This is a genomic window from Micromonospora rifamycinica (assembly GCF_900090265.1).
GTDB lineage: Bacteria > Actinomycetota > Actinomycetes > Mycobacteriales > Micromonosporaceae > Micromonospora > Micromonospora rifamycinica.
This window is the reverse complement of sequence record NZ_LT607752.1, coordinates 239,547-255,293: the sequence shown is the minus strand read 5'-3', so window position 1 is coordinate 255,293 and position 15,747 is coordinate 239,547. Positions and strand designations below refer to the sequence as shown.

The following is a 15,747-nucleotide window of genomic DNA, read 5'->3' as shown; positions in this document are numbered from 1 at the left end:
GAAAACGCCAGGATTGATCTTCAAAGTGGCGCAAACCTCTTGATCACCGGGGGCGGACGGGGCGGGGTGGGGTGGGGAGCAGGCGGGGTGGGGGGGTGGGGGGTGGGGGTGGGGGGTGGGGGTCAGGGGTGGGGTTGGTAGAGGGTGAGGGGGTTGCCGGCGGGGTCGGTGACCAGGACGCGGCGTTCGTGGGGGCCGGTCACCGGGTCGGTGGCGGTGGCACCGGCGGCGACCAGGCGGGCGACGCAGGAGTCCAGATCGTCGACCTGGATGCTGAGCACGGTGCGGCCGGCGACGGGTTGCTGGGAGGCGTCGGCGAGGCCCAGGGTCACCGTGCCGTCGGTGACGGCGGCGTAGCGGTCGCCGTCGCGGAACCGCACGGTGAGCCCGAGCGAGGTGTAGAAGGCGAGCTGGGCGTCCAGGTCGTCGGCGGGGACGATCACGTGGCCGATCCTCATGTGCGGAACCTCGGCATCACCTCGCGGGCGAACCGCTCGACGATCTCGATGGACCGTTCGATCGGCAGGCCGAGCCACTGGGCGCGGAACACGAAGTGATTGAAGCCGGCGTCGGCGAAGTCCCGGATCTTCGCGGCGATGTCGTCGGGCGAGCCGAAGAAGAGTGCCTTCTCCTTGATGGCGTCCCACTGGGACTCGAAGAAGTCCATGCCGTACTGGACGTACTCGCCGTAGGAGCGTCTCACCGCGTCACCGGCGACGGCGAACGCGGCGTCGGCGGAGTCGGCCACGCAGAGGTCCCGGTGGATGGGGAAGACCGCGTCCCGCTCGTCGAAGCCGGCGGCCCGCCGCTGCTCGCGGTAGTCGGCCAGGTTGCCGACGGCCCAGTTGCGGCGCACGTTGGACGGGGCCAGCCAGGGCAACCCCTGCCGGGCGATCCGGGCGATGCCGGTCGGGCCGTTGGCGCCCACCCAGACCGGCGGATGCGGGCGCTGCACCGGCAGCACGCTGCACCGCACCCCGTCCAGGGTGAAGTGCTTGCCCTCGTGGTGCACCGGCTCCCCGGTCCACAGCCGCTGCATCACGGCGAGCGCCTCGTTCATCCGGGACACCCGGGTCCGCCGTTCGATGCCGAACGAGGCGAACTCGTCGTCCCGGTAGCCGGAGCCGATGCCGAGGACGAACCGGCCACCGGACATCTGGTCGATGGTGGCGATCTCCTCGGCCCAGTGCACCGGGTGGCCCAGCGGCAGGATGAGGATGCCGGTGCCGAGCTGCATCGTCCCGGAGTGGTCGATCAGCCGGCTCAACAGCGGCAGCGGCTGCGGGGTGCGCAGCGACGACAGGTAGTGGTGGATGCCGAAGACCGAGTCGTAGCCCAGGTCGCGGACGTGCTGGACGTACTCGACGGTCTCCCCGATCCGGCGGCCCAGGTCGTCGCCGGGGGCGTACTGGTGGTCGAGCAGGATGCCGAACCTCACGCCGGTCGCCTACTCTTCCCGCGACCGGCTGTCGCTGAGCCGGAAGTAGGGTGCGACGAGCCGGTCCCGGTCGGCCAGCGCCTGCCCGATGCCCTTCTCCCGGCGCTCCTTGAGGAAGTTCCAGTCGCCGTCGGCGAAGCTGACGTTGGTGGCCCAGCCGTGCCCGACCCAGCCGGTCATCGCGCCGAGGCCCTTGCCCCGGGCCTCCATCACCACCTGCATCATCGACTTGCCCATCATCAGCGAGTCCAGCGGCATCACCGCGATCGCGTCGGCGTAGTCGTCGACCCACTTCTGGAGTTCGTCACGCGGGACGACCTTGGTGACCAGACCCTTGCGCTCGCCCTCCTCGGCGCCGATCGCCCGCATGGTGAGCATGACGTCCTTCATCGTGGTCAGGCCGACCTTCTCGATCCAGTGGTACATGTCCTGCGGGGCGGGGCCGAGGTAGCGGAACGCCGGGTGGGTGAACCGGGCGTCCGGGGAGGCGATGACGATGTCGGCGGAGAGCGCGATCTGGAAGTGCCCGCCGTAGCAGTAGCCCTGTACCTGACAGATGGTCGCCTTGAGCGACTCGATGATCGGCCGGGTGAAGCCGGAGCTGAGCACGTTGCGGTCCGGCAGGATGCGCTGGCGCTGGGCGGGTCGACGCCGGGACGCCTTGTCGGTGCCGGTCCGGTAGCCGATGTAGTGGCCGAGTTCGGCGGCGTCCGCGCCGGTGCCGAAGTGCTCCCCCTCGCCGGTGAACACGATGACCTTGACCCGGTCGTCGGTCTCGGCCTCCTTCACCAGGTCACCGACGCGCTCGAAGGCGGCCACCGGAATGGCGTTGAGCCGCTCGGGACGGTCGAAGGTGATGGTGGCGACGGCCCGCTCCTCGTCGACGTGGTAGCGGACGTACTTCGCCAGGACCTCGGGGTCGACCTCCATGTTCTCGACGTCCCACTGGTTCTCCAGCAGTTCGGCTTCGGTCTTCTTCACGGCGGGTTCCTTAGGTCAGGTGGTACGGAAGGCGGGGATCACCTCGGCGGCGAACAGCCGCAGCGAGGCGCGGAGCTTGTCGGTCGGCATGCCGAGCCACCCGGGACGGAAGATGAGGTGGTCGAATCCCAGGTCCCGCAGGGCGGAGATCCGCTCGACGAGGAACTCGGGCGAGCCAAGCAGCAGGGTGTTACGGACCAGGTCGTCGAAGCGGTCGCGCTGCCAGCGCAGCGCCGGGTACTCGGCGTAGGTCGAGTACTCGACCCGGGCGTGCGGCAACGCCTCCGCGACGGCCTGTTCGGTGCTCGGCGCGCAGTACAGCTCGACGCCGACGGGCCGCTGCACCGTCGCCGGATCCCGGCCGTACTCGGCCAGCGCCTCGTTGTAGACGGCCAGGTGCTCGGGCAGGAACCGGCGGCTCGGGGAGTTGCCCGGGGCGTACCAGGCGTCGCCGAGCCGGGCCGCCCGGCGGACCGCCTTCCTGCCGCCCGCGCCGATCCAGATCGGCGGGCCGCCGGGGGTCAGCGGCGGGATGCCGATGGTGGCGTCGACCTGCGGATAGAACTCCCCGTCGTGGGTCACCGGCCTACCGGTCCACAGTGCCCGGATCAGGCGCAGGCTCTCGTCGAAGCGACGGAACCGGCTCTCCGGGTCGACGCCGAAGGCGGCGAACTCGTTCTCCCGGTAGCCGGCCCCGACGCCGAGCACCACCCGGCCGCCGGAGAGGTGGTCCAGGGTGGCGAACTCCTCGGCGACGTGCACCGGGTGGAACATCGGCAGCAGCAGGATGCCGGTGCCGAGCAGCATGTCCCCGGAGCGCGGGATCAGGCTCGCCAGCATCGAGATGGGCTGCGGGGTGGCCAGGTTGGACTGGAAGTGGTTGATCGTCCACACCGAGTCGTAGCCCAGCTCGGCGGCCAGCTCGACGGTGCCGAACAGGTCGTCGAGGTGCCTGCCGAGGTCGTCGCCGGGCGGGTACTGGTGCGACGCCATGATGCCGAACCTCATCGACCTTCGCCTCCCTGCGACAGGGCCGCTACGCGGCTGATCTCGCCCGCCTCCGGCAGGGGGGCCGCTACGCGGCTGATCTTGCCGGTGGCGCTGCGTTCCAGGGCGGGCACGAACTCGATCCGCCGGGGGGCCTTGAAGTGGGCCAGCCGTTCCCGGGCGTACGCCACGAGCTGCCCGGCCAGGTCGGTGTCGGAGACCCCGCCCCCGGCCGCCCGGACCACCAGCGCCACCGGGATCTCCCCCAGCCGGTCGTCCGGCCGGCCGAGCACCCGGACGTCCTGCACGAGCGGATGTCCGCGCAGTGCGTCCTCGATCTCCTCGGGCCAGACCTGGAAACCACCGCACTTGATCATGTCGCGTTTGCGGCCGACCAGGAAGAGCACCCCGTCGGCGTCGACGTAGCCCATGTCGCCGGTGTGCACCCAGCCGTCCCGGACCAGCTCGGCCGACGCCGCGGCGTCGTCGACGTACCCCCGGGTCAACGCGGAGCGGACCACCACCTCGCCCTGCGCGCCGGACGGCAGCGCGGTGCCGGCGTCGTCGCGGATCTCCAGCTCGACGCCCGGGTAGACCCGGCCGGCGGAGCCCGGCTTCCACCGCCCGGCCTTCATGTCCCGACCTGTCCAGCCGGCGATGTGTCCGGCCTCGGTCGAGCCGTAGTTGACCAGGATGGGCACCCGGTAGCGCTCCTCGAACGCCCGCCGCACCGGCCAGGAGATCGCCTGCCCGGCCACCAGCACCGACCTGACCCCGGCGAACGGCAGGTCCCGCTCGGCGTGCACGATGTCGAAGACCATGGTGGGCAGCAGGAAGAGGTTGTCGAACCCGAACCGTCCCATCAGGTCGGCGAGCCGGTCGACGCCGAAGCGTTCCCACACCACCGCCGGCCGACCGACGAAGTACGCGAACAGCAGCGCGTGCTGGCCGCCGCTGTGGAACAGCGGCAGGGCGATGAGGTTGGGGCGGGCGTCGCGGGCGGCGCTGCCCTCGGCCCCGGTGCCGGTGGTGACCCGGGCCAGCCGCATCAGCGACTCCCGCGTCCCGCCGTGGGTGACGCTGACCGCCTTCGGCCGCCCGGTGGTGCCGCCGGTGAACAGGATGCACGCTTCGGCCTCCGGCGCGACGTCGACCCCGGCGACCCGGACCTCCCGCCGCCAGGGCAGCGCCGGCACCCCGGCCAGCGGCGCACCGACCGAGCGGACCGGGAGCCCGGCGTCGACGTCACCCGCCCCGGTGCCGTCGGCGGCGGTCCGGGCGCCGTCCCCGCCGTCGGCCTGGTCGTCATCCCGGGCGTCACCCCGGGCGGCGTGCCGGGCGGCGAGGAACTCGGCGACCACGTCCGGGCGGCGGTCGTCGACCAGCAGCAGCCGGGGCGCGGTCTTCGCCACCGACTCGGCCAGTTCGGCGGCGTTGTAGAGGCTGCTGACGGTGACCGGCACCGCGCCGATCTTCCAGGCCCCGAAGAGCAGGAACACGATCTCGGGACCGTTGGTCAGGTAGCAGGCGACCCGGTCGCCGGGGCCGATCCCCTCGGCCCGCAGCGCGGCGGCGACGCCCCCGGCGAGCAGGTCGATCTGGTCGAACGTCCAGGACCGGCCGTCCTCGCCGTACAGGCCGGGCAGGTCGCCCCGGTCGGCCCGCCGCCCCTCCAGGACCCCGGCCAGGTTGCCCGCGCCCGCTGGGCCACCGGCGTCCACCGGGCGGCCCGCGTCCACCGGGCGGCCGGCGCTCATCGGGTCACCCCGGGGGCGGTCGCGGCGAGCCTCGGGATGACCTCCGCGCCGAAGCGGGCGAGCTGCTCCATCGCCTCGTCCTGGCCTGCGCCGACGAACTGGTGGCGCAGCGAGACCTCGGTGATGCCCAGCTCGGTCTCCCAGCGGCGCAGCTTGGCGACGATCTCGTCGGCCGAGCCGACCAGGCAGTCCTCGGCCAGGTACCGGTCGAGGTCGAGCGACTGCGCGTCGTCCCAGGACTTGTAGCCGGCGTACTGCCGTTCCAGGTGCGGGCGGACGGCCGCGACGGCCGCCGGGAAGCTGTCGCCGAGGTACGCCTCGCGGCTCATCGGGTACTCCCGGTCCAGCGCGAAGCCGCGCTCGGCCAGGTCGGCCCGGTAGATGCCGAGCAGCCGGGCCAGCTCGGCGTCATCGCCCTTGGGGCCGATCAGCCACGGGGCGTCCAGCCGGGCGGCGCGGCGGATCGCCGGTTCGGCGAACGCGCCGATCCACAGTGGTGGGCCACCGGGCTGGACCGGGCGCAGCGCCAGGGACGCGCCGGGCACCTCGCCCCAGCTACCGGCGGCGTCGACCGTCTCGCCGTTCCACAGCGAGCGCAGCATCGGCACGTACTCCCGCAGTCGCCGCAGCCGGTCCTCCCAGGCGACGCCGAACGCGGTGGTCTCCCGCCGCCGGTAGCCGGCACCGATGCCGACGGTCAGCCGGCCACCGCAGAGCACGTCGAGCGAGGCCAGCTCCTCGGCGAGCGCGACCGGGTTCAGCAGGGGGGCCAGCAGGACCCCGAACCCGATCCGGACCCGGGAGGTGGCGTGGGCGAGGTAGCCGGCCAGCGGGATCGGCTGGACGAACGCCGACCGGGCCAGGTAGTGGTGGCCGAGGTAGACGGCGTGGAAGCCGGCCGCCTCGGCGGCGGCGGCCTGGGCCAGTACGCCGTCGACGCCCTCGGTGGCCGACGCCGACGGGTCGAACTGGGCGCTCAGGAAGCAGCTGATCTTCACCCGGCGACCGCCGCGGGAGTGGGCACGCTGTCGGCGGCCCGCTGCTGGGCGCGGAAGTGCGGGATGACCTTGTCGGCGAACTCCTCCATCGAGCGCAGCGCGGCCCTGCGGTCCAGCGACGGGATCCGCAGCCAGCCGATGTAGTGGTTGATGCCGAGCTGTTCGCGCAGCATCTCGATGGTGTCGATGACCCGCTGGGCGGAGCCGAAGTTGCCGCCGTGGGTGAGCGTCTGCTCCAGGGTCAGCAGTTCGATGTTCTTGGCGACGGCCGCGTAGTAGGACCGCTCCTTGGCGATGGCGTCCTCCGAGCCGGGGATGACCTTGCCGACGGACTTGTAGTAGTTCATCGCCGCCTGGGCCGCCGCGCGCAGGCCCTCCTCGCCGTCGCCGCACCAGACCTGCTGCATGAAGGGCAGGTCGTAGGTGGAGATGTCGAAGCCGTTCTCCCGCATGCCCTGCCGGTAGAGGTCGAAGTTCTTCTGCATGATGCCCAACGGCGTGAAGTTGGGTGAGGTGATGATCGACTCGCCGGCCGCGCCCCGCTCCCGGAAGCTCTCCGGGGAGACCGTGCCCTGCAGGATGGGCGGCCCGCCGGGGGTGTACGGCCTCGGGTAGGTGGTCACGTCGTCGTAGTGGAAGATCTCGCCGTGGTAGGAGAAGTTCTCCTGCGACAACGCCAGCCGGAGGATCTCCAGCGTCTCCTGGTAGCGCTGCTTGGACTCCGCCAGCGGGACGCCGAAGCCGGCGAACTCGGCGGGCTGGTAGCCGCGTCCGACGCCGATCGAGACCCGCCCGCCGCTGAGCACGTCGAGGGCGGCGATGTCCTCGGCCAGCCGCAGCGGGTGGTGCAGCGGCAGCACCAGGACGGCGGTACCGATGGTGATCTGCCGGGTGCGTTCGGCGACGGCCATGCCGAAGTTCACCGGGCTGCCGAGGATGCCGTACGTCGAGAAGTGGTGCTCGGCGAGCCAGATCGAGTCGAAGCCCAGCTCGTCGGCCAGCTGGATCTCGTCGAGGCTCTCCCGGAGCACCTGGTGGTCCGATGCGCCGTCGGCCACCGGGAACAGGTTCATGATTCCGAACTTCACGGCCTTCTCCTCATTTATTCCGACCAGCCGGTATGTTACTGCCCGGGTTGCTGCCCGGCAAGACTTCCGCAGGTCAGGCGGGTGCCGTCCGGCGTGACCGGATGCGCAGCTCCCCGGTCCGCCGACGGTGCCACGAGCCCCGCCCGCACCGGGCGTCGAGCACGAACGCCCGGCGCAGGAACAGGTGCGGGTCCGCTTCCATGGTGATGCCCATCCCGCCGTGGACCTGGATGCACCGCTCGGCGGCGAAGACCGCCGCCTGCCCGGCCGCCGCCTTGGCCGCGTGCACCTGGATCCCGGCGTCCGGACGACCGGTGTCGACCGCCCACGCCGCGTAGAGGGTCAGGTCCCACGCCGCCTTGCGGGCGGTGGCCGCCTCGGCCAGCGGGAACGCCACCCCCTGGAACTCCCCGATCACCCGACCGAACTGGCGGCGCGTCCGGGCCTGCTCGGCGGCCAGGTCGACCGCCCCCTGCGCCACCCCGCACAGCTCGGCCGCCACCACCAGCGCGGCCCGCAGCGGGCCGGCCCCGGCGGGCTGCGTCCGCTCGGGCGCGGCCACCGTCAGGTCCGCCAGCGGCACCGACGGGTCCACCGACTGCCGCACGGTGACCCGGACCGGGTCGGCGAACCAGACCCCGGCCGGGCCGAGCGCGACCACGCCGTCGGCCTGCGTCGCGTACGGCACCAGGGTCCGCACCAGCGGATCCGACGGCTCCCGGTCGGCCCAGCCGGAGCCGCCCGGCACGTCGACCGCGCAGGTGAGCACCCGGCGGCCGTCGAGCACCTCGTCCGGCAGCGGGCCGGTGCGCCGCGCGTCGCCGCAGAGCAGTTGGACGGCCGCCGCGTGCGCCGGGAACCGGCTCGGCACCAGCCGTTCGCCGAGCGCCTCGACGGCGACCAGCAGGTCGATCAGGCTCGATCCGATGCCGCCGGCCTGCTCGGGCACCCCGAGCAGCCCGAAGTCGCGCAGCAGGGGTCCGTCCCCCGCCGGGGCCTGCCAGCGGCCCGACAGCGCCGCGCGGGCGGTACCCCGGTCGGCGTCCGCGAGCGCGCCCACGGTCCGGCCGATCTCCTGCTGTTCCTCGGTGAATGTCGCGCGCACGGGACCACTTCCGCTCAGCGTGAGCGGGGCAGGCGCAGCACCCGCTCCGCGAGAATCGACTTCTGGACTTCCTCGGTGCCGCCCTCGATCGTGTGGGCGCGGGCGCGCAGGTAGCGGCGCATCCGGGCGGCCGCGCCGTCGCCGTCGACCAGCACCCCGCCGGCCTCGTCGAGCTGCACGGCGAGCCGGTTGGCATGCTGCACCACCCGGGCCCACAGGCTCTTGAGCGCCGAGGTCTCCGGCCCCGGCACCCCGCCGGCCCGGCTCTCACCGAGCATCCGCATCGACCCGATCCGGACCGCCTCGGCGTCGCACTGCAACGCGCCCACCGCGTCGACGAACGCGCTGTCGTCGGCCACCCCCCGGTCGACCGCGACGTCGACCAACCGGTCGACCGCCTGGCGGGCCCAGACCCAGAGGTTGAGCGCCATGCTGCCGCGTTCGAACGCGAGCGTGGTGAGCGCGACGGTCCAGCCGTTGCCGACCCCGCCGAGCACGTCGTCGTCGGCGACGAACACGTCGTCGAGGAACATCTCGTTGAACTCGGTGTCCCCGTTGATCATCTCCAGCGACCGGACGGTGAAGCCGTCCATCGGCGCGAGGAAGTAGGTGATGCCCCGGTGCTTCGGCGCGGCGGCGTCGGTGCGCGCCAGCAGCAGGCACCGCGACGCGTTGTGCGCGTTGGAGGTCCAGATCTTGGCCCCGTTGATCCGCCAGCCGCCGTCGACCCGGGTCGCCGCCGTGCTCAGGCTCGCCAGGTCCGAACCGGAGCCGGGCTCGCTGAAGCCCTGACACCAGTACTCGTCGCCGCGCAGGATGCCGGGCAGGTGCCGGGCCTGCTGGGCCTGGGTGCCGTGCGCGATGATCGTCGGCCCGGCCAGCATCATGCCCACCCCGTTGAGCGGGTACGGCGCACCGCGGACCGCGGCCTCCTCGTTGAAGACGGCCTGGGCCAGCGCGTCCATCCCCCGGCCACCGTGGGCGGCCGGCCAGGACAGCCCGGCCCAGTTGCCGGCGCAGAGCCGGTCCTGCCACACCCGGGACCAGTGCTCGCGCTCGTCCTGGGTCAGCTCCTCCTGGTCGGGCACGTCGGCCAGCGCCCCGTCGAGCCACCTGCCGACCTCGCGCCGGAACTCCAGGTCGGTCTCGCTGTCAGCGAAGTCCATGCCCACCCCCCTGCGGGTCGTCGGTGTCGCCGGTCATGCCCCGGCCTCCCCGGCGGGCACGAGCCGGGCCTTGTAGAGCTTGCCGTTCGGGTCGCGGGGCAGCGCGTCGCGCACGACGTAGGACTGCGGACGCTTCGGCTTGGCCAGCCGCTCGGTGAGGTACCGGCGCAGCTGCGCGACGGCCGTGTCCGGGTCGGGTGCGGCGTCGGTGAGCACGACGTGCGCCTGGGGCACCTCGCCGAACTCCGGGTCGGGCACCCCGACGACGCCGACGTCGGCGACCCAGTCGTGGCCGATCAGCGCCGCCTCGATCTCGGCCGGGTAGACGTTGACCCCGCCGACCAGGATCAGCTCGGCCGCGCGGCCGGTGATGTAGAGGAAGCCGTCGGCGTCGACATGGCCGACGTCCCAGACGGTCAGCAGGCCGTCGCGGCGCGCGCCGTCGGTCTTGCCGGGGTCGTTGTGGTATTCGATCCGGTCGTCGCCCTGTCGCATGTAGACGATGCCGGTCTGCCCGACGGGCACCTCGTTGCCCAGCTCGTCGAGGATGCGCAGGGTGGAGATCGAGGCCGGTCGACCGACCGTGCCCGGGTGGGTCAGCCACTCGTGGGGCCGCGCAACGGTGGTGCCGACCTCGGTCGAGCCGTAGTACTCGTAGACCACCGGGCCGAACCAGTCGAGGATGCGCTGCTTGACCTCGCGGGGGCAGGGCGCGGCGCCGTGCAGCACGTAGCGCAGCGAGGAGACGTCGTAGCCGACGCGCACCGCCTCGGGCAGTTGCAGCAGCCGGTAGAAGTGGGTCGGCACCATGCTGGTCCCGGTGACCCGGCACTGCTGGACCCGGCGCAGGAAGCCCTCCGGCGTCCAGCCGTCCATCAGCACCATGGTGCCGCCGGCGTGCAGCGCGCCCATCGCCGGGGTGATGTTGGCCGAGTGGTACATCGGTGCCGACACCAGCCAGGACGCGAACGCGTCGCGTTCCATGCCGAACTCGCGGAACAGCCAGACGTAGGTCAGCGCGCCGGTGTCCGCGTCGACGCCGCTGAGCGGGCGCTTGACCCCCTTCGGCCGGCCCGTGGTGCCCGAGGTGTACATCATCAGCGAACCGGCCGGGGTCTGCTCCGGGCTGGTCGCGGGCATGCCGACGGTGAGCGCCGACAGCGGTCGGGCCCGGTCGGTGCCGGGCGTCCCGTCGACGAAGACCTGGATGCCGGGCACCTCCCCGGCGGCGTCCACCACGACGTCCTCGACCCGGGCGGAGCCGACCACCACCCGGGCTTCGCTGTCGGCGAGGACGTAGCCGACCTCGGGCGCGGTGAGGTGGTAGTTGAGGGTCACCAGGTAGAGCCCGGACTGCATCGCCGCGAGATAGAGCGCGACCAGGCCGGGGCTGTTGGTCATCACCGCCGCGACCGTGTCGCCGGGCCGCAGGCCCGCGTGGGTGCGCAGCCCGTGCGAGAGCCGGTTCACCTCGGCGTACAGGTCACCGTACGAGATCCGCCGGTCGTCGGCGGTCACGATCGCGCACAGGTCCGGTTCCGCGGCTGCCCAGAGCCGGAACCCGGTCCGCTCCTCGCTCATCGGACTCCTTGAGCTAGATTCCGACCATCCGGTATGTTGGTGTCCCACAGTAAGGGAGCCGTCCGACGATGTCCAGACCCGTGAGCGACGCCCACGCCACCGCCTGGCGGACCCGTCAGGTGCCGGTCCCCGCCCAGGTCGTCGACGGTGTCTGGGCCGTCCCGGTGCCCCTGCACGGCAGCGCCCTGCGGTCCATCACCGTCTTCCTGATCGAGACCGGCGACGGGCTGGTCCTCGTCGACGCCGGCTACGACCACCCGAGCTGCTGGGCGTCCTTCCAGCGGTCGGTGGCCGCCATCGGCCAACGGGTCGACGCCATCGCGGCGGTCCTGATCACCCACAACCACCCCGACCACGTCGGGTTCGCCGACCGGGTCCGGGCCGCCTCCGGCGCCAGGGTGGTGATGGGCCACGCCGACGACTTCGCCACCATGCACCGGCGGCGCGGCACCTTCCTCGATCAGTTGCGCGCCGCGCTCGACCTGACCGGCGCCCCGCCCGACGTCGTCGCCACCATGTACGCCGACGCGGTCGCCGTCGCCGCGCACCCGGAGAACCTGCGGCTCGACACGGCCCTGACCGGTGAGACCGAACTCCGCTTCGGCGAGGTGACCCTCCGCGCCCTGCCCGCCCCCGGGCACACCTACGGGCACACCGTCTACCTCGACAGCCGGGGCCTGGTCTTCACCGGCGACACCATGATGGCCGAGGGGCCGACCCAGCTCGCCATCGTCAGCCGCCCCGCGGACGACCCGGCCGCCGACCTGTTCCGGACGTTGGCCAGCCTGCGCGACCTCGGGGCCGCCATCGCCTGCCCCGCCCACCAGTTCCCCTACCGGGACGTCGCCGCCCGCGCCGAGGCCCTCGCGGCGTTCCACCACGACGAGGTCGAGACGGTCCGGGGGCTGGTCCGCGACGGCGTCACCGCGTGGGACCTCGCCCGGCGGATGACCTGGAAGAAGCCGTGGGACGAGCTGGGCCGGGGCACCCGGCGGTTCGCCCTCGTGCACACCCTGGCCCTGCTGCGTCACGCCACCGCCGACCGGTGACGCCGGGGCGGCCCGCCCGGCGCGGCCTCAGTCGCGTCGGGCGTCGTCGTACGTCCAGTCCGGACGCAGCGTCGACCGCAGCTCCCGCAGCGACCGCTTGAGCACCTTGCCCGACGGGTTGGTGGGGAACTCCGGCACCAGGTAGACCTCCTTCGGCACCTTGAACCGGCCGAGCCGCTCCCGGGCGTGCCCGATCAGCGCCTCGGGCGTCAGGCCCGGCCGGGCGACCACGAAAGCGGCCGGCACCTCCTGCCACACCGGGTGCGGCGCGGCCACCACCGACGCGGCCAGCACCAGTGGATGGTCGGCCAGCACGTTCTCGATCTCGGCGCTGGACATGTTCTCCCCGCCGCTGCGGATCATGTCCTTGAGCCGGTCACGGATGTAGAGGTAGCCGTCGGCGTCGAAGCAGCCGATGTCGCCGGTGTGGAACCAGCCGTCCCGGAACGCGGCGGCGGTCGCCGCCGGATCGTCGAGGTAGCCGGGGCTCACCTTCGGCCCGCGCGCGACCACCTCGCCGTCCGCACCGACCGGCACGTCGGCGCCGGCCGGGTCGACCACCCGGACCTGGACCCACGGCACCGGCAGGCCCACCGAGCCCTGCTTGGACTCCTGGTGCGCGGCGTCGAGGTAGGTCAGCCCGCTACAGGTCTCGGTCAGGCCGTACCCCTCGATCAGCCGGGCGTTCGGGAACAGCTCCCGGGCCACCCCGAACAGCGCCGCGGTCACCTGGGAGAAGATCAGCCAGCGCACCGACGACAGGTCGGCGTCGACGGCGGCGGACTCGCGGCGGACCATGTCCAGCATCGTCGCCGCCACCACCATGCCGGTGATCCGCTCTGCCCCGATCGCCCGCAGCACCGCCGCCGGCACGAACCGGCGGTGCAGCACCATGGTGCCCCCGACGTGCCAGATGCCGTAGCCGGGCAGGTCGGTGCCGCCGACGTGGTAGAGCGGCGCGACGTTGAGGATCCGGTCGGTCGGCCGCAGCCCCAGCTCGACGATCTGGGCGTGCATGTTCATGTTCACGTTGCCGTGGGTGAGCAGCACCCCCTTGGGCAGGCTGGTGGTGCCGGAGGTGTAGACGATCCGTTGCAGCGCCGCGTCGTCGAGGGCCACGTCGGCGACCCGCGCGCCCCGGTGTGCCGCGACGAGCGCCCGTACGTCGGTCCAGCCGTCGTCGATCGGCTCCAACGCGAACCGGCGCACCTGCGGCAGGTCGGCCAGCGCGGCGGCGGTGAGCGCGGCGAACTCCGGCACCGTGGCGACCGCCCCGACCCGCGCGTGCGCCAGCAGCCGAGCCAGTTCCCCCGCCGTCAACCGGTAGTTCAGCGGCACGAAGACCGCCCCGAGCTTCGCCAGCGCCAGCGAGAGGACGAGGAACTCGGGGACGTTGTCGGCCACGATCGCCACCCGGCTGTCCCGGCCCACCCCCTCGGCGGTCAGGCCGGCGGCCAGGGCGTTGACGTCGTCGTCGAGCTGCCGGTGGGTCCACCGGCGGTCCTCGAAGACCAGCGCGTCGGCGTCGCCGAACCGGCGGGCGTTGCCGGCCAGCATCGCGGCGATGTTCGCGGTGCTCACCCGGACACCGCCGTCTCCCGCAGCGCCTTCTTCAGCACCTTGCCGGAGTCGTTGCGCGGCAGCGACGTCACGAGCTGCACGTCCCGGGGGACCTTGTAGCGGGCCAGCTCGGCCCGGCAGTGCGCCCGCAGCTCCTCGGCGGTGCCGGTCGCGCCGGGGCGCAGCACGACGAACGCCTTCGGCACCTCGTCCCACCGCGGATCCGGCACCCCGATCACGGCGACCTCGGCGACGTCGGGATGCCGGGCGAGCACCCGTTCGACCTCGGCGCTGGCGACGTTCTCCCCGCCGGACTTGATCAGGTCGGCCCGGCGGTCGACGAACCACAGGTAGCCGTCGGCGTCGATCCGCCCCACGTCGCCGGTGCGGAACCAGCCGTCGCGCCGGCTGAGCCGGTTGGCCTCGTCGTCGTTCCAGTAACCGGGCGAGACCTTCTCCCCCTGCACGACGATCTCCCCCTCGACGTCCGGGCCGACCGGCCGGAAGTGCTCGTCGACGATCCGGATCCGCACCCCGGGGAACGGTGCGCCGAGCGCGCCCAGCTTGCTCTGCTCGTGGGCGGCGTCGAGGTAGCAGACCCCGTTGCACAGCTCGGTCATCCCGAAGGTGTCGATCAGGCGGACGTGCGGCAGCCGCCGCTTCACCTCCTGGCGCACGCTCGGCGCGACCCCGGCGAAGAGCAGGTAGCGCAGCGTTCCGAGGTCCGGCGGGTCGTCCAGGTCGAGCAGCCCGAACAGGATCTGGGCGGCCAGCACCATGCCGGTGATCCGCTCCCCGTCGGCGATCCGGGCGATGTCGGTCGGCTTGAACGTCGGGGTGAGCACCATCGTCGCGCCGGCCACGAACGTCGCCAGCCCCGGCGCCTCCAGCCCGCTGACGTGGAACAGCGGCGCGGAGACGAGGATCCGGTCGGCGGCGGTCAGCTCCAGTTCGAGTACCTGCGCGAAGTGGTTGGCGGTGAGGTTCCCGCAGGTGTGCACCACCCCCTTGGGGCGGGCCGTGGTGCCCGAGGTGTAGAGCAGCCGGTGCACGTCGGCGGGGCTCTTCTCCGCGTCGGCGACCCGGACGCCGGCCGGCTGACCGGCCAGCAGGTCGGCCAGCCGGCGGGCGTCGCCGACGACGTGGTCCCCGGTGGCGACCAGCTTCCGCACCCCGGTCACGGTGGCCAGCCGGGCCGCGTCGGCGGCGAAGTCGTCGTGGTAGATCAGGGCGCTGACGCCGGCCTGGTCGAGGACGTACGCCTGCTCGTTGACGTGCAGCCGCCAGTTCAACGGCACCGAGACCGCGCCGAGCCGGCTCAGCGCCAACAGCGCGATGACGTAGCCGGCGGTGTTGCGGCCCAGCACCCCGACCAGGTCGCCGTCGGCGATGCCGGCGTCGCGCAGGGCCGCGGCGTGCCGGTCCACGTCGGCGTCCAGCTCGGCGTACGTCCAGCGGGCGTCCCCGTCGACCAGGGCCTCGGCGTCGGCCCGGCGCAACGCCTGCCGGCGCAGCGTCTCGGTGAAGTTGCTCCCGCCCATCAGTCGCCGCTCCCCCGCCGCCGCGCCAGGATCTCCTCCCGGGACGGCAGCGACACGAACTCCAGCAGGTTGCCGTCGAGATCCCGGGCGGCGAACGCGGTGATGTACCCGTAGTTGTCCAGCAGCACCCGGTTCGGCGCGGACAGGCACTGCGCGCCCAGCTCGGTGAGCCGCCGGTGCAGGTCGTCCAGCTCGTCGAGGGGCACCTCGAAGCTGAGCAGGAAGGTGCCCAGCTCCAGGTGGCCGGCGGTGGCGGTGCGGGTCTTCACGCCGTTCCACTCGATGAGTTCGAGCTGGCCGACCCGGCTGGGGCCCTGGAGGTACTGGACCCGGCCGGTGGTGCCGGCGGGCAACCCCAGCGACACCTCGATCCCCGGCCCGCCGACGTCGGTCCGCAGCGTCCGGCGGTAACCCAGGGCGCGCTCGTAGAAGTCCGCGGCGCGGTCGACGTCGGAGACGGTCATCGCCACGTGGTGCACTTCGCTGACCGGCATGG

General features: G+C 72.8%; 14 protein-coding genes. 1 reads left to right on the top strand and 13 read right to left on the bottom strand.

Translation table 11 applies throughout. The annotated features are described in order from the left end of the window. Nucleotides 1-122: 122 nt before the first annotated feature. From GA0070623_RS00890 to GA0070623_RS00845, 10 genes are all read right to left on the bottom strand, one after another. Nucleotides 123-458: a VOC family protein gene (locus GA0070623_RS00890; RefSeq protein ID WP_067309577.1), complete on the bottom strand. Its 336-nt coding sequence runs from the start codon at nucleotides 456-458 to the stop codon at nucleotides 123-125. Then, nucleotides 455-1,438, bottom strand: a complete 984-nt coding sequence (locus tag GA0070623_RS00885; RefSeq protein ID WP_067309580.1) for an LLM class flavin-dependent oxidoreductase — start codon at nucleotides 1,436-1,438, stop codon at nucleotides 455-457. Before GA0070623_RS00885 ends, GA0070623_RS00890 begins: the two co-directional genes overlap by 4 nt. 9 nt (nucleotides 1,439-1,447) lie before the next feature. Beyond that, nucleotides 1,448-2,419, bottom strand: coding sequence for an enoyl-CoA hydratase/isomerase family protein (locus GA0070623_RS00880; protein ID WP_067309583.1), 972 nt, complete (start codon nucleotides 2,417-2,419; stop codon nucleotides 1,448-1,450). Nucleotides 2,420-2,434: 15 nt separating this feature from the next. Then, nucleotides 2,435-3,427 carry an LLM class flavin-dependent oxidoreductase gene (locus GA0070623_RS00875; RefSeq protein WP_084261358.1) on the bottom strand — a complete coding sequence of 331 codons (993 nt, stop codon included), beginning with the start codon at nucleotides 3,425-3,427 and terminating at the stop codon, nucleotides 2,435-2,437. Next, a complete protein-coding gene (locus GA0070623_RS00870; protein WP_067309589.1) occupies nucleotides 3,424-5,163 on the bottom strand; it encodes a class I adenylate-forming enzyme family protein in 1,740 nt (579 codons plus the stop codon). The genes GA0070623_RS00875 and GA0070623_RS00870 overlap by 4 nt, the downstream gene beginning before the upstream one ends. Then, nucleotides 5,160-6,161 (bottom strand): LLM class flavin-dependent oxidoreductase, encoded by a 1,002-nt coding sequence (locus GA0070623_RS00865; RefSeq protein ID WP_067309592.1) that lies wholly within the window; start codon nucleotides 6,159-6,161, stop codon nucleotides 5,160-5,162. Before GA0070623_RS00865 ends, GA0070623_RS00870 begins: the two co-directional genes overlap by 4 nt. Further along, nucleotides 6,158-7,249, bottom strand: a complete 1,092-nt coding sequence (locus tag GA0070623_RS00860; RefSeq protein WP_067309595.1) for an LLM class flavin-dependent oxidoreductase — start codon at nucleotides 7,247-7,249, stop codon at nucleotides 6,158-6,160. The genes GA0070623_RS00865 and GA0070623_RS00860 overlap by 4 nt, the downstream gene beginning before the upstream one ends. Nucleotides 7,250-7,322: 73 nt before the next feature. Then, complete coding sequence (locus GA0070623_RS00855; RefSeq protein ID WP_067309599.1) at nucleotides 7,323-8,354, bottom strand: acyl-CoA dehydrogenase; 1,032 nt, start codon at nucleotides 8,352-8,354, stop codon at nucleotides 7,323-7,325. A 14-nt stretch (nucleotides 8,355-8,368) separates the two neighbouring features. Next, entirely contained in the window at nucleotides 8,369-9,520 is a 1,152-nt protein-coding gene (locus tag GA0070623_RS00850; protein WP_067309602.1) for an acyl-CoA dehydrogenase family protein, read from the bottom strand. Nucleotides 9,521-9,553: 33 nt separating this feature from the next. Further along, the gene (locus tag GA0070623_RS00845; RefSeq protein WP_067309605.1) at nucleotides 9,554-11,101 is read right to left on the bottom strand and encodes an AMP-binding protein; all 1,548 of its coding nucleotides are present in this window, start codon (nucleotides 11,099-11,101) and stop codon (nucleotides 9,554-9,556) included. Nucleotides 11,102-11,169: 68 nt separating this feature from the next. On the opposite strand from GA0070623_RS00845, the gene GA0070623_RS00840 reads away from it, so the two are divergent. Continuing rightward, nucleotides 11,170-12,150, top strand: coding sequence for an MBL fold metallo-hydrolase (locus GA0070623_RS00840; protein ID WP_084261361.1), 981 nt, complete (start codon nucleotides 11,170-11,172; stop codon nucleotides 12,148-12,150). 27 nt (nucleotides 12,151-12,177) lie between these two features. Here the strand turns inward: GA0070623_RS00840 and GA0070623_RS00835 are convergent, their stop codons facing one another. The 3 genes from GA0070623_RS00835 to GA0070623_RS00825 are packed head-to-tail and all read right to left on the bottom strand — an operon-like array spanning nucleotide 12,178 to nucleotide 15,745. Then, nucleotides 12,178-13,731, bottom strand: a complete 1,554-nt coding sequence (locus tag GA0070623_RS00835; protein ID WP_067309612.1) for a class I adenylate-forming enzyme family protein — start codon at nucleotides 13,729-13,731, stop codon at nucleotides 12,178-12,180. Beyond that, nucleotides 13,728-15,251 carry a class I adenylate-forming enzyme family protein gene (locus tag GA0070623_RS00830; RefSeq protein ID WP_067309615.1) on the bottom strand — a complete coding sequence of 508 codons (1,524 nt, stop codon included), beginning with the start codon at nucleotides 15,249-15,251 and terminating at the stop codon, nucleotides 13,728-13,730. Before GA0070623_RS00830 ends, GA0070623_RS00835 begins: the two co-directional genes overlap by 4 nt. Beyond that, on the bottom strand, nucleotides 15,251-15,745 hold the full coding sequence (locus GA0070623_RS00825; RefSeq protein ID WP_067309619.1) for a VOC family protein: 495 nt from the start codon (nucleotides 15,743-15,745) through the stop codon (nucleotides 15,251-15,253). The genes GA0070623_RS00830 and GA0070623_RS00825 overlap by 1 nt, the downstream gene beginning before the upstream one ends. Nucleotides 15,746-15,747: the final 2 nt, after the last annotated feature.